Source organism: Streptomyces sp. NBC_01476, assembly GCF_036227265.1.
In the GTDB taxonomy this organism is placed as follows: Bacteria; Actinomycetota; Actinomycetes; order Streptomycetales; family Streptomycetaceae; genus Actinacidiphila.
Genome location: NZ_CP109446.1, coordinates 7,293,262 through 7,306,648, shown reverse-complemented (window position 1 = coordinate 7,306,648; position 13,387 = coordinate 7,293,262). Strand labels below are relative to the sequence as shown.

At 72.7% G+C, this 13,387-nt stretch carries 12 protein-coding genes; 9 read left to right on the top strand and 3 right to left on the bottom strand.

Features of this window, described 5'->3' with window-relative positions; translation table 11 throughout:
• Positions 1–113: 113 nt before the first annotated feature.
• On the bottom strand, positions 114–1,016 hold the full coding sequence (locus OG552_RS31800) for an aldo/keto reductase (protein WP_329138835.1): 903 nt from the start codon (positions 1,014–1,016) through the stop codon (positions 114–116).
• A gap of 89 nt (positions 1,017–1,105) precedes the next feature.
• Between OG552_RS31800 and OG552_RS31795 the strand changes: the two genes are divergently transcribed.
• From OG552_RS31795 to OG552_RS31780, 4 genes are all read left to right on the top strand, one after another.
• Entirely contained in the window at positions 1,106–1,807 is a 702-nt protein-coding gene (locus OG552_RS31795) for a TetR/AcrR family transcriptional regulator (protein WP_329138833.1), read from the top strand.
• Positions 1,808–2,087: 280 nt separating this feature from the next.
• On the top strand, positions 2,088–2,495 hold the full coding sequence (locus OG552_RS31790; protein ID WP_329138831.1) for a hypothetical protein: 408 nt from the start codon (positions 2,088–2,090) through the stop codon (positions 2,493–2,495).
• Positions 2,496–2,584: 89 nt separating this feature from the next.
• Positions 2,585–3,166 (top strand): RNA polymerase sigma factor, encoded by a 582-nt coding sequence (locus tag OG552_RS31785; RefSeq protein ID WP_329138829.1) that lies wholly within the window; start codon positions 2,585–2,587, stop codon positions 3,164–3,166.
• A 3-nt stretch (positions 3,167–3,169) separates the two neighbouring features.
• Positions 3,170–4,048 carry a hypothetical protein gene (locus tag OG552_RS31780; RefSeq protein WP_329138827.1) on the top strand — a complete coding sequence of 293 codons (879 nt, stop codon included), beginning with the start codon at positions 3,170–3,172 and terminating at the stop codon, positions 4,046–4,048.
• A gap of 97 nt (positions 4,049–4,145) precedes the next feature.
• Here the strand turns inward: OG552_RS31780 and OG552_RS31775 are convergent, their stop codons facing one another.
• Together OG552_RS31775 and OG552_RS31770 are read right to left on the bottom strand one after the other, a co-directional pair.
• Positions 4,146–5,345 carry a S53 family peptidase gene (locus OG552_RS31775; RefSeq protein WP_329138825.1) on the bottom strand — a complete coding sequence of 400 codons (1,200 nt, stop codon included), beginning with the start codon at positions 5,343–5,345 and terminating at the stop codon, positions 4,146–4,148.
• 489 nt (positions 5,346–5,834) lie between these two features.
• On the bottom strand, positions 5,835–6,116 hold the full coding sequence (locus OG552_RS31770; protein ID WP_329138822.1) for a hypothetical protein: 282 nt from the start codon (positions 6,114–6,116) through the stop codon (positions 5,835–5,837).
• A 900-nt stretch (positions 6,117–7,016) separates the two neighbouring features.
• Here OG552_RS31770 and OG552_RS31765 point away from each other — a divergent pair.
• From OG552_RS31765 to OG552_RS31745, 5 genes are all read left to right on the top strand, one after another.
• Positions 7,017–10,583 carry a ricin-type beta-trefoil lectin domain protein gene (locus OG552_RS31765; protein ID WP_329138820.1) on the top strand — a complete coding sequence of 1,189 codons (3,567 nt, stop codon included), beginning with the start codon at positions 7,017–7,019 and terminating at the stop codon, positions 10,581–10,583.
• A 35-nt stretch (positions 10,584–10,618) separates the two neighbouring features.
• Complete coding sequence (locus tag OG552_RS31760) at positions 10,619–12,067, top strand: glycoside hydrolase family 76 protein (RefSeq protein ID WP_443071092.1); 1,449 nt, start codon at positions 10,619–10,621, stop codon at positions 12,065–12,067.
• A gap of 232 nt (positions 12,068–12,299) precedes the next feature.
• Positions 12,300–12,431, top strand: a complete 132-nt coding sequence (locus OG552_RS31755) for a hypothetical protein (protein ID WP_329138818.1) — start codon at positions 12,300–12,302, stop codon at positions 12,429–12,431.
• A gap of 119 nt (positions 12,432–12,550) precedes the next feature.
• Complete coding sequence (locus OG552_RS31750) at positions 12,551–12,838, top strand: hypothetical protein (RefSeq protein ID WP_329138816.1); 288 nt, start codon at positions 12,551–12,553, stop codon at positions 12,836–12,838.
• Complete coding sequence (locus OG552_RS31745; RefSeq protein ID WP_329138814.1) at positions 12,835–13,233, top strand: PIN domain-containing protein; 399 nt, start codon at positions 12,835–12,837, stop codon at positions 13,231–13,233. Before OG552_RS31750 ends, OG552_RS31745 begins: the two co-directional genes overlap by 4 nt.
• The last annotated feature ends 154 nt before the right edge of the window (positions 13,234–13,387 follow it).

Sequence of the window (13,387 nt, the reverse complement as noted above, 5' to 3'; positions counted from 1 at the left end):
CGGACGCCCGGCCTCGGGAGCTTCGCGGCGGGCACGGGACGGGACATCCGGCAGCGCGTCGGCCGAAGTCCCGCCGTGGGGCGCGGCGTTGGAACCTCCCAGGGGCCGGTGGCTCAGCGGTGGGTCTGCGCCGCGGACCGTAGCGCGTCGAGCGTGGACTGGTGCGGCTGGTCGATGGCGGCCTTCGACTCGTCGACGAGGCCGGTCAGGCGGGCCACTTCGGAGTCGGTCAGGTTCTCGGCGACCTCGGCCGCACCGACGTTGGCGCGCAGGTGGTCGGGGTTCGCCGTGCCGGGGATGACGACCATGGCCGGGGAACGGCGCAGCAGCCAGGCCAGCGCGACCTGGGCAGGTGTCGCGCCGAGGCGCTCCGCGGGGCCGGTCAGCTCGTCGTAGCCGGTGAGCCGCCCGGAGGCCAGCGGGAAGTAGGGCACGAACATGATGCCCTGCGCCTCGCAGTCGGCGAGGACCTGGACGCCACTGCGGTCGAGCAGGTTGAAGCGGTTCTGCACGGCCGCGATCGGCGTCATCTTCTGTGCGCGGGCCAGCATCTCCGGCGAGGCGCCCGACAGTCCGATGCGGCGGACGAGCCCCTGGTCGCGCAGCTCGACGAGCGCGCCGAGCGAATCCTCCAGCGGCACGTCGCTCTGCGGGACCGGGGTGTCGCCCCCGAGCCGCAGGTACGTCAGCTCGCTCGCCTCCGTACCCAGGTCGGCCAGCGCCTCATGGACCTGCCGGCGGACCGTGTCCGGGTGGTCGGTGATGATCCATGACCTGTCCGGGCCACGTCCGGCGCCGACCTTGTTGCCGACGATCACTCCTTCGGGGAAGGGCCGCAGCGCCTCCCCGATCAGCCGGTTCACCGTACGCGGGCCGTACGCGTTCGCGGTGTCGAAGAACGTGACTCCCAGCTCGACCGCCAGCCGCAGCACCCGCCGCGCCGACTCGGGGTCGTCCGGCGGCCCCCACACGTTCGGTCCGGCGAGCTGCATGGCGCCGTATCCGACTCGATTCACTGGCTTCTCCCTCGGCGTATCGATGCCACGCCGATCCGCGTAGCACTGCAACGTCTCAGTGATACGCCGAATGCCGTAGCATTGCAACCGTGGACGACGCGAAGACCCGGACCCGGCAGCAGGTCCTTGAGGTGGCGGCCGGCATCCTCGAACGGGAGGGCGCCCAGGCGGTCTCCACCCGTGCGGTCGCCGCGGCGGCCGGCATCCGGGCCGCCTCCCTGTACCAGCTCTTCGGCGACAAGGACGGCCTCCTCGCGGCCCTGGCCGTCCACGCCTTCGACATCTACCTGGCCGAGAAGCACACGCTGGCGCCCACCGACGACCCGGTCGACGACATGCGGCGCGGCTGGGACATCCACGTCGAATTCGGGCTGCAGCACCCCGCCCTCTACCTGCTGATGTACGGCACCGACCGCCCCGGCCGCCGCCCGCCCGCCGCCGACGAGGCCCACGCCCTGCTGCTGAGGTTCCTCGACCGCACCGCAGCCGCCGGCCGCCTCCGGGTCCCGGCCACCCTCGCCGCCGGCCTCTGCCTGGCGGCTGTCACCGGCGTCACCCTGTCGCTGATCGGCGCTCCCGCCGAGGAGCGTGACCCGGAGATCTCCGCGAGGATGCGTGACACCCTCATCGACTCCCTCGTCACCGACCCGCCCCCCGCCGCGGACTCCGGCCTCGCCACCCGGGCCCTCGCCCTCGACGCCGCCCTCACCACCGCCGACGGTGCCGCCCTCCCGCTCCGCCCGACCGAAACCGCCCTGCTCCACGACTGGCTCCACCGGCTCGCCCGCTGACCCGACCGTCCGGCAGGGCGTCCAGTCCACGGGACCGGCGGGCGGCGTGCGGCGCGGCTGGTTCGCCCACGTTCACCTGCTGCCGGACGACCCGGACGTACGGGAGCCGCAGGGACTCCACCCGAGCGGCCGTCCCGTCGGTGGAGCCGTCTGCGGCCGGCCGTCTCGTCCACTGCGGCCGGAGCGGTGTAACGCTTTCCCGCCCTGCTGCGCCTCTCCAGTGAGCCGTGCGGTCCGTACGGCCGATACCGATGCGCGGAGGGGTCAGATGGAGCAAGGCGTGGCCAGTCAACCGGTGCCCCTGCTCGGCCCTCGCCTGGCCGCGGATGTCGTCGCGATGGCGCGGGAAGGGGCCATGATCCGGCTCGACTACACGCAGGCGAGCCTCAGTCTGGTCGACCGCGTCATCGAGACGCTCCGGCGCGAAGAGCCGCCCCTGGAGGCGGTGACGCCGGTCATCCTGCGTTTCGGCGCTTATACCGGCGAGGTGCTGGTGCGCACGGCGGGCGCGGTCTGGGTGGACTTCGACACGGATCAGCGCGGTACATTCGGGCAGCCGTTCGGGATCCGCGCGCCTGACGGGCGCGTCTGGAATCCACTCGGGAAGGCGTTGAAGCGGTACCAGAACGGGCCGGAGGACAGTCTGCGTCTGTTCTGCCTCGCGGTGACCGGGCAGTCCCGCCAGTGAACCCCCGCCGGATCGCGGGCATCTCGGGCCCTGCGATCCGGCGGGACCACGCGGCGCCCGTAAGGTTCGGCGAGCACGAAGAGGACGTAGTGGGCAAGGCGGTTCGCCGGAGCGAGCGCATCGACGACGGGGATCTGGGCGAGGCTGTCGCACGGGCCCGCCAGGGGGACGAGGCCGCTTTCGCGGTGGTCTTCCGGGCAGTCCAGCCCATGCTCGCCGGCTACCTGCGGGGCCTTGTCGGCGACGACGCGGACGACATCGCCTCGGAGACCTGGCACGACATCGTCCGGGACCTGCGCGCGTTCCGCGGTGACGGCATGTCCTTCCGCGGCTGGGCCGCGACGATCGCCCGTCACCGCGCGCTGGACCATCTGCGCCGGACCAAGGTCAGGCCGCAGACGACCGAACTTCACGAGGACACCACCAGACAGGTCCTCGTACGGGACTCGGAGAGCCTGGCGCTGGAGAACCTGTCCACCGAGCGGGCGGTGGCCCTGATCGCCTCGTTGCCACGGGACCAGGCCGAAGCCGTGCTGCTGCGCGTGGTGCTCGGGCTCAACGCGCCCACCGCGGCGAAAGTGCTGGGCAAACGGCCCGGCGCGGTGCGGACCGCCGCTCACCGCGGACTGAAACGCCTGTCGGAGCGCCTCAGCGGCGCCGGGGAGAAGTGACGGATGAACCACAGCGACGCACACGACGACTGGCTCGACGCGGACCTCGCCGAGCGCCTGCTCGACGGGCAGGACATCTCCGGAGCCGATGACCGGGCCGCCGACCTCGCCCGGGTGCTGGGGGCGGCCCGACCCGGGCCGGACGACCTGCCACCGCGGTCGTCCCTGGTCGAAGCCTTCCATGCCTTCCAGGCCGCGCGGGACGGGCGGACCGGGCGGACCGGGCGGACCGGGCGGACCGGGCGGACCGGGCGGGAAATCCGCTGGTGGACCCGGAGATCCCGGGCGGCCAAGGCAGCCCTCTGCGGCGCCGCCGCGACCGTCCTGCTCACCGGCGTGGCCGTCGCGGCGCAGGGCGGGACGCTCCCCCACCTTTTCCCGGGCGGCAGCGGTCCGGCGCCCGCGCCGTCGTCCTCCACCCCGGCGGGCACGTCGGGGCCGGCGCGGACACCGCCTGGCGGTCCGGTGACGGGACCGGCCACCGGCAGGCCCGCCCCGCCCACCGGCCTGCCTCCGGCGCACCCGGCCACCCCGTCCACGGTCCCGCGCGCGACGGATCCGAGAGGGCTGTGCGAGGCGTACCTCAAGGCGGCGGGCAACGGACACGCGCCGGACGGCGCCGGCCAGGACCGTCTGGAACAGCTGGGACAGATCGCGGGCGGCAGGGAGAAGGCCGGCGCCTACTGCGCCCGGCTGTTCAGCGCGGCGGCCGGCCGCACGAAGTCCCCGAACGCCCCGGCACCGCCCACTCGCCCGGCCGGCCCGGCAGGCCCCTCCACCCCCTCCACCCCGTCCACCGCGACCCGACGCTCCCCGCGCACTCCCCCGGCCAGGCCGGTCCGGCCCGCCGGGCCGGTCACACCCGGCCCCCGGCACCGCTGAACGTCCGCCACGGACACCGGGGCCGGAGGGGACATCCCCCCTCCGGCCCCGCCCCCGTTGCGTCAGTTACCGCGGAGCAGCCTCACCGGCACGCGGCTCAGAAGGCGCCCGTCCCGTTCGGTGTGCCGAGGCCGGTGGGTCCGTCCCATCCGGTCCGTGCGGTGCACCACTGGGTGGTGGGGCAGCTGCCATTGCTGCCCGAGGTCACGTCCCACAGCGAACCGGCGTGGGCGTACGGGTAGTTGTTGTCGATCGAGCCGGTGTTGCCGGCCAGTGCGTAGACCGAGGCGATGACCGGGGAGGACACGCTGGTGCCGCCGAACACCATCCAGCCGACGTAACCCTGGTACGCGGTGCTGTCGTACACGGCCACGCCGGTCGCGGGGTTGGCGACCGCGGAGACATCCGCCTCCGCCCGCTTGGCGCATCCGGTGCCGAAGGAGGATGCCCCGGCCAGCGCGGTGTTGTAGGAGGAGCAGCCGCTGCCCGCGCCGCTCCACGCTGTCTCCGCCCAACCCCGTGCGGTGGAGGCGGTGTTCAGCGTGGTGCCGCCGACCGCGGTGACGTAGTGCGAGGAGGCGGGGTAGCTCGCGCCGTACCCGTTGTCACCTGAACTGGCGGTGACGGCGATGCCCGGGTGGTTGTAGTACGAGCCGTAGTTGGTGTCCGAGGCGTCGGAACCGCCGTAACTGTTGCTGATCGCCACCACTCCGGCGGTCGCCGCGGCGCGGTTCACCGCGGTCCCGAGGTTGGCGAAGGAGGACGAGGTGGCCTCGACCAGCAGGATGTGGCAGTTGGGACAGACCGCGGAGACCATGTCGAGGTCGAGTGATATCTCCTGGGCCCAGCCGCCGTCTTTACGGGGGTAGTTGGTACCGCCGTTCTGGTCGGTCTTCTTGAAGCACCCATTGGCGGTGGTGCAGGCCGGGAGCCCGAACTGGCTGCGGTAGACGGCCAGATCGGCTTCCGCCGTCGGGTCGTCGTACGCGTCGACGATCGCGACGGTACGGCCCGCGCCGGCCGTGGCGGAGGGCAGGTTGTACGCCGCCTGGAGGCTGGAGGGACCGTAGCCGGACGGGGTGGCGTCCGGCGTGACCGGTTTGGCCGCGGGGGACACGACGTCCGTCCGGAGAATCGCCTTGCAGGAGGCGAAGCCGGCTTTGGGGGTGGAGCAGGAGTGTGCGGTCGCCTGGGCGGGCGCCGCGGCGTGCGAGGCTCCCGCCGGGCCGAGCACCGTGAGCGGGATCGCCGCCAGTGCCGCGACACCCGGACCGAGAAGCCGTGCGCGCAGTTGCATATGACTCTCCTTCATGAGTTGAGCGCGAATTGCCGGCCCCGGCGGCCGGACGCCACGCCCGGGGGACGCGGACGGCCCGGCCGCCGCAGCAAGGGAGCACGACGAAGGGCACGAGGCGTCAGAAATGTCAGGCTCATGACATCTCCAACTTCCGGCGCGAGCGGCCCCGGAAAGACCCGGGGTGCCCTTCGGCACTGCGTTCTCGCGCCGCGCGACAGCACGCCTCTCTCCCCTCCGTGGGTGGACGCGTGCAGTGTGGGGCTCAGGTGGCTCCTGCGCAAGCAGCGGGACGGAAGGGGTGAATCACCACGAGGCCACCCATGCGAAGGCCCTCGATGGAGGGGGAAGCCGGCCATGTCCCCGCCCTGCGCCGTCACCAGGCGATCGTCAACTGACCGACGGTGCGCACTTTCCCGCCTCGGCGAACCGGCGCGGTGGCCCTCCCCGGAAGGCGGGGCCGCGGGCCGGCGCGCTGCTCCGGGCGGCAGGTCAGGCGCGCAGCGCCAGGTAGTCCAGCTCGATGTCCGCGTACGCCGCCGGGCCGGTCCCCGTCGCGGGCGACAGCACCGTGAAGGTGACGGTGTGCGTGGCGCCCCGCCCGAAGTCGTGGCTGCCGCAGCTGAGTTCGGCGTAGCCGGTGCCGTCGGCGAGTGCGGTGGAGAAGGCCGGGCCCGGGCGGTCGGAACGGATCGCCCCGCCGACCCCGGACCCACCGACCTCGGACCCACCGACCTGATCCCGCCGCCGGTCCCTCCCGTGGTCGGGTCGCACGACCGACCCGCTGATCTGCCCCGCCCGGGGCCCCGCCCGGCCAAAGGCCGCCAACTTCGGGCTCGCCGGCCGGAACCCACACCGGGAGTCGGGCGAACCCACCCGTCGGCCTGCCCCCGCCGCACGCCACGGGCCACCCGTCCGGTCCCTTCTCGGCGGGGGCCGCACGAAGCGCGGTCCGCTTGCTGGGCGGCGAACACGGCGGTGGGCAAGGGACGTTGGGCGCGATCGTCCACGACGTGCCCCGCGCGCCTGGCGCCTGGCACCTGGCACCTGGCACCTGGCACCAAGCGATGACCGCGTCGGCGCGCCGTTCGGCCGATGTGTCCGGCGGCGCACCCGGTTCCGCCCGCTCACTTGACGTGAACGCGTCCAACCTCGACACTCCATCTGCCGACGGAGAGCGCTCTCACCCCCCCTGTCGGCCGGACCCTGCCTCCCTTTCGCCCCCCACGTACCGAAGAAGGGACCCCGCAGCCGATGCGCAGATTCCCGCGAGCGCGCCACCGCCACGCCACGCCTCCCGCCCTGCCCCTCGGCGCCCGCGGGCGCCCCGCCGAGCCCGCCGGGCAGACCCCGGCGCCCCGTGCCGGCCGGCCCGACCGGCCTCGCCACACCGACCGGCCTCACCACACCGCCCAGCCACCCCTCGGCCGCCGCCCCCGGCTCCGCCCCGAGCGGCGTCCCGCTCCGCAGCGGACCGGCCAGGACCTCCCGGTCCTCGGCCCCTTCGGCTGAACGCGGGGCCGTCAGGCCGACCGCACGACCGGCCCCTCCCCGTCCCCGGGCGGGCCGCCCCGCCCCGCTCCACCGCGCACCCCACCCGCGCCCGCCCCCGCGGCCACCTCCCCCCGCCCCCCTCACTGCGCAGACAACGTTGTCAGCTCGCCAGGAGGTCCCATGCTCCCCCACTTCGCCCGCGCACCGCGCCCCCGGCGCCGCCGGCCCCTGCTCGCCGCCGGCGGCTGCCTCGCCCTGCTGTCCGCCTTCCTCGTCACCGGCGCGGCCGGCGCCGCCGCCGCACCCACCTCCGCGTCCGCACCCACAACCGCACCCGCCGCCACACCCACCGCCGTCACCGACGGCAGCGCCCGCTTCGAGGTGCTCACCCCGACGCTGGTCCGGCTGGAGTACGCCGGGGACGGCGCCTTCCAGGACGGCGCCACCTTCACCGCCGTCAACCGCTCCTTCACACCGCCGCCGTACACCACGGACGTGACGTCCGACGGCTACCGGGAGATCAAGACCAGTGCGCTCACCCTGCGCTGGAAGGAGGGCAGCGGGCCCTTCACCTCGGACAACACGACGGTCACCCTCACCTCGACCGGTGTGCAGGGCAAGCCCGCGTTCCCCTCCTACTGCGCGCTCGGCACCGCCTGCGAGGGCGAGAACGCCCTGTTCACCGGCCGCGCCGCGGTCAATTACGACCACAGCGGCTACACCGGCTCCGGTTTCGTCGCCGGTTACGAGGCCACGGGAAGCGGCATCACCCAGGACGTCTCCCAGGTGCCGTCCAGCGGCGCCTACCGTCTCCAGGTCCGCTACTCCAACGCGGTGGGCAGCACCGGGACGCTCTCCACCCGGGTCAACGGCGCGGCCGGCCCCAAGCTGACGCTGCCCGGCACCTCCTCCTGGGACACCTGGAGCACCGCCTCCGCGACCGTCCAGCTCGCCGCGGGCACCGACACGCTCGACCTGGTGCAGAACGCCGACGACACCGGCCGTGTCAACATCGACAGCATCGCCGTGACCCCGGTGGCCACCACCGCCTATCCGGCCGCCCGCACCGACCTCACCACCACCGGCTACGGCGCCGGACCCACCGACACCCTCGGCGGGTGGTCGCGCAGCCTGGACAACCCGAGAACCGTGCCCGTACCCGAGCACCCCGGCATCCTGAACCGGCACGGCTGGTATCTGCTCGACGACACCCGCACCCCGCTGCTGAGCGCAGGACACACCGTCACCGATCGTCCGTCGCACGCCCGTCAGCCGTACCAGGACGGCTATCTCCTCGGCTACGGCCAGGACTACAAACAGGGCCTCACCGACCTCAACTCCCTTGCCGGCGGCACCGATCTGCTGCCGCAGTCCGCCTACGGCGTCTGGTACTCGCGCTATTACGCCTACTCCACCGCCGACTACGAGAACTCGCTGCTGCCGGCCTTCCGCAGCAGCGACACCCCGATCGACTGGCTGGTGGTGGACACCGACTGGAAGTCGCCCACCCAGTGGAACGGCTGGAACTGGAACTCCGCGCTCTTCCCCGACCCGCAGGCGTTCCTCAACTGGACGAAGCAGCAGGGGCTTTCGGTCTCGATGAACATCCACCCGAGCATCAACGGCGACGACCCGAAATTCCCGGCCGCCAACAGCCAGGCCGGGGGGCTCACCGTGGACAGCGGGAACACCTACCGCTTCGACTGGTCCAAGCCGTCCCAGCTCGCCGCCTATCTCGGCCTGCACCAGCCCTTCGAGCAGCAGGGTGTCCGCGAATGGTGGCTCGACTACTGCGGCGGGTGCGGCGGTTCGACCGCGAGCGACCCGCATGTGGCGCCGGACAACCTGATCAACCAGGCGTACGCGGACGAGGCGGCGGCCAGGGGCCTGCGCGGCTTCTCCTTCGCCCGGATCGGCGGCTCGGAACAGGGCGGCGACGACAGCAACTACGCCCTCGGCCCGTGGTCGGAGCGGCGCACCACCCTGCAGTTCACCGGCGACACCCCCGCCACCTGGGACATGCTCCGCTTCGAGGTGCGCTTCACCGCCGACGAGGCCGCGGCCGGCCTGTCCAATGTCAGCCATGACATCGGCAGCTTCCACGGCGGCCACCTGGCGGACGACCTGTACGTGCGCTGGCTCCAGTTCGGCGCCTTCCAGCCCGTCGACCGGCTGCACTCCGACCACGGCGACCGGCTGCCGTGGAACTACACCGGCGCCGCCACGACCGCGGCCGAGCAGGCGCTGCGGCTGCGCGAGTCCCTCGTCCCGTACACGTACACCCTGGCCCGGCAGGCGAACACCACCGGTGTGCCGATCGTCCGCCCGATGTATCTCGACTATCCCGCCCAGGAGGCGGCCTACCAGGCGCCGGGCCAGTACCTGTACGGCGACGACGTGCTCGTGGCGCCGATCACCACTCCCGACGACGCGGCGGGCAACGGCTCGGCGTCGGTGTGGGTGCCGCCCGGCAGCTGGACCGACTACTTCACCGGCCGCACCTACACCGGCCCGGCGACGGTGACGATCACCGACCCGCTCGGGCAGTTCCCGGTGCTCATCAGGGGCGGCGGCATCCTCACCACGCGCACCGACTACACCGACAACACGAGCAAGCCGCTGACCGCGCTCACCGTCAACGTGGCCGCGGGGGCGAACGGTTCGTTCTCGCTGTACTCCGACGCCGGGGAGGGAGCTGCTTACGCCTCCGGGCAGTCCGCGACCTCGCCGCTGTCCTGGAACGAGGCCGCCCGTACGCTCACCATCGGTGCGCAGAGCGGTAGTTGGCCCGGCGCGCCGGCCTCGCGCTCGTACACCCTGCGCCTGTCGAACTCCGCGGCGCCGACGGCCGTCGTGGTCGACGGCGTGCAGGTGCCCGAGACCGACTGGTCGTGGAACGCCAACCGCCGTACGGTCACCGTCACCACCGCGGCTCTGCCGGTGGCGGCTGCCCACACCATCGCCCTCACCGGCAGCGCGACCGCCAACCCGTCCTCCGGTGAGGTCATCGGCGCCGGCGGGCACTGCCTCGACGTGCGCGGCGGCGCGACCGCGGACGGGACGCCGATGCAGTTGTGGGACTGCGATCACACCGCGGCCCAGCAGTTCACCCTCCAGGACGGCAACTCCCTGCGCACGCTGGGGAAGTGCGTGACCGCCTCGGGCGGCACCGGCAACGGGACGCCGGTCGCCCTGGCCGCCTGCGCGGGTTCCGCCGCGCAGCAGTGGACCCACCGCACCGACGGCAGTCTGCTCAACACGGCCTCGGGCCGCTGCCTGGACGTGCCCGACGGCACCGTGACGCCCGGCGTGGTCCAACTCCAGCTCTACGACTGCAACGGCAGTGCCGCCCAGAGCTGGAAGCTGCCGCCCGGCCCGCTCACCGGCCCGGGCGGGCTCTGCGCCGACGTCGTCGACGGCTCGCCCGCGTCGGCGACCGCGGTCCAGTTGTGGTCGTGCAACGGCACGGACGCGCAGCGCTGGTCGGCTCCCGGCGACCGTTCGCTGCGCACCTTCGGCAAGTGCCTGGACACCGCGGGCGGCGGCACCGGCAACGGGACGCCCGTCCAGCTGTGGGACTGCAACGGCACCGGGGCACAGCTGTGGACCGGCCGCAGCGACGGGACGCTGCTCAATCCGCAGTCCGGCCGCTGCCTGGACGACAGCGGCAACCACCAGCAGCCCGGGGACGCGCTCCAGCTCTACGACTGCAACGGCACCGCCGCCCAGGTCTTCCGCCTGGGCTGAGCTCCGCCACACCCCCCTCTCCGAGGAGTCACCCTGTGAAAGTGTTCAGGACCTTCCTGGCCGCCGTCGTCGCCCTGACCGCGGCGACGGCGACCGCGGCGACCGCGCAGGCCGCTGTGGCCCCCGGCGCCGCAGCCGCCTCGATCTGCAACGCGTACTGCGACACCCGCGACCCCGCGCTCAGTCCCGGTGACCGCACGCCGGTCAGCAGCACCTTGTTCTCCCGCACGTTCACCCTGCACTTCGACGACGCCGACGCGATGGGGTGGGCCTCGGTGACCGGCGGCAGCGCCGGTGACGAGGTCTGGCTCGACCGGTCCTTCGACGGCGGCCGGACCTGGTCGTCAGGCAGCAAACTCGGCGACACCACGATCCCCGCGGGTTCCACCGGCTGGCGGACGCTGATGTACAACGTCGACGACTGGAACGCCCTCGGCGTCGGGGCGTTGCGCGCCTGCGGCAAGGCCGGCGACCGGCCCGACATCACCTGCACCGCGTGGGCGCGGACCACCTGGAACGCCGCCGACCGGCGGCGTGCCGCGGCCACCGCGCTGATGATGTCCTTCGACCGCTCCACCAAGCTCTTCGGCGGCAAGGGCTGGTGGACCGGCGCGAACGCGCTCACCGCGATCATCGACAACATCCGCGACACCGGCATGCCCAGTTACACCTACGCGGTCAGCCAGACGTACGACGCGAACCTCGGTGCCCAGGGCGGCAACTTCACCAACGACTATCTGGACGACACCGGTTGGTGGGGGCTGGCCTGGGTCGACGCCTATGACCTGACCGGCGACAGCCGCTACCTCAACACCGCCCGCGCCGACGCCGACCACATGCAGGCGTACTGGGACGGCACGTGCGGTGGCGGGGTGTGGTGGAACCAGAGCCGCGGCTACAAGAACGCCATCACCAACGAGCTGTTCCTCCAGCTCAACGCGGCGCTGCACAACCGGATCGGCGGGGACACCGTCTATCTGGGCCGCGCGCAGAGCGAGTGGAACTGGTTCCGCGGCAGCGGCATGATCAACGGCGGCAACCTGATCAACGACGGCCTGACCAGTGGGTGCGCCAACAACGGCCAGCAGACCTGGACGTACAACCAGGGCGTGGTGCTCGGCGGGCTCACCGAGCTCTACCGGGCGACCGGCGACGCGGGCCTGCTGACCACCGCCCGCACCCTCGCGGGTGCCTCCACGGTGGCGCTCTCCTCCGGCGGTGTGCTGCGCGAGCCCGGCGAGGGCGACAGTTGCACCGGCGACGGCCCCAGCTTCAAGGGCGCCTACGTCCGGGGGCTCGGCAGGCTCAACACCCAGCTCTCCGACCACCCTTACGCCGCGACCCTGACCACCTGGGCGAACTCCGCCTACGCCCACGACCGCAACGCCCTCGACCAGTACGGCCCGCACTGGGCCGGCGGCGCCGGGAGCAGCGACTACGGCTGCCAGCAGAGCGTGCTCGACCTCCTCAACGCCGCCGACTGACACCCCGCCCCGGCCGGGCGGGAGTCCCCCTGCCCCACCCCGGCCGGCCACGACCTCCCCGGGATGCCGGGACGCCATCCCCGGCGTCCCGGCATCCCTGGGCCGCTCTTCGCACCGGCCCGCCGTCCACGGGAGGGACAAGGCCCTCACGCCGCCGCGAACAGGCGAGATCGCCACCGAGGCGACCGGGTCCGCGCACGGCCTGGATGACGGCACGTGGCTCGCCCGGCTCGTGCAACGGGGCATCGCGGAGGACGAGGTCGGAGAGTGGCTGAAGTGGGTCGTCCACCACTATGACGCTCTGGTGCTGTTCTTCGAGGCCGCAGCTCGTGACGGCGACGCGATGATGGTCTGGCTGGACTGACCTGCCCGGGCGTCGCGTCCCGGGCAGCACGCCGGCGTCCGGGGCCGGTGGGCTTCTGCGCCCGACGGCCCGTTCGCCCATGATGGCGAATGTGTTGCACAGACGGTATGGTCGGCGGTATGGCAACCAAGAAATACACCGTGACCTTGCCAGAGGAACTGGCCGAGGAGATCCGCTCCGAGGTCGGTCCCGGCGGCTTCAGCCGCTACGTCACCAAGGCCGTGGAGCGCCAGCGCGAGCGGGAGCGGTTGCACGGAGCCGTGGACTGGTGGGAGTCCGAATACGGGCCGGTCACGGCGGAGGAGTTGGCCGAGGCGGAGGCCGAACGCAGGGAGATCGAGCGGGCGCACGCGGAGCGTGAGGAACGGGCGCGCAAGTCGGCCAACCCACCTGGAGCTGCCGCGTGAGCGACGGGCAGGTCTATTTGCTCGACAGTGAGGGCCTGTCCCAGTGGGTACGCGGCGACCGCCGCATGGGCCTGCGCCTCAAGGACGCCGACCGTTCGGACATCCCGGTGGTGACCACGTCGATGACACTCGTCGAGGCCTACCATGCCAAGCTGCACCGGCCTGTGTGGCGACGGGCGCTGTCGCGGCTGCGCGTCGAACCGATCACCGAGCAGATCGCCAATGCCGCAATCGACCTCCTTCAGGATGCCGGGCTTCACGGCCATAAATACGCGATCGACGCTGCTCTGGCCGCAGTGGCCCTACGGCAGCCCGGCCGGGTCACGATCTTCACCTCTGACGAGGACGACATGCGGAAGCTCTGCGGCGACCGCGTCGTCCTCGTCAAGCTCTGACGCGGACCTCCCGGGTTCGTGCTCGCGTCAGGGGTGACAAAGCAGGTCAGGCCGTTGATTCTCGGGGAGCCATAGGGGAGCCGAACGGCTCCCCTAGACCCAGCGACACCGCACCAGGCCCACCCAGGCCAACCCGCTGAAAGCGAGCCCGGTT

Coding starts and splice junctions, on each gene's coding strand:
- OG552_RS31780 (WP_329138827.1), top strand. CDS start 3,170: ATGAACCACAGCGACGCACACGACGACTGGCTCGACGCGGACCTCGCC.
- OG552_RS31775 (WP_329138825.1), bottom strand. CDS start 5,345: ATGCAACTGCGCGCACGGCTTCTCGGTCCGGGTGTCGCGGCACTGGCG.
- OG552_RS31765 (WP_329138820.1), top strand. CDS start 7,017: ATGCTCCCCCACTTCGCCCGCGCACCGCGCCCCCGGCGCCGCCGGCCC.
- OG552_RS31750 (WP_329138816.1), top strand. CDS start 12,551: ATGGCAACCAAGAAATACACCGTGACCTTGCCAGAGGAACTGGCCGAG.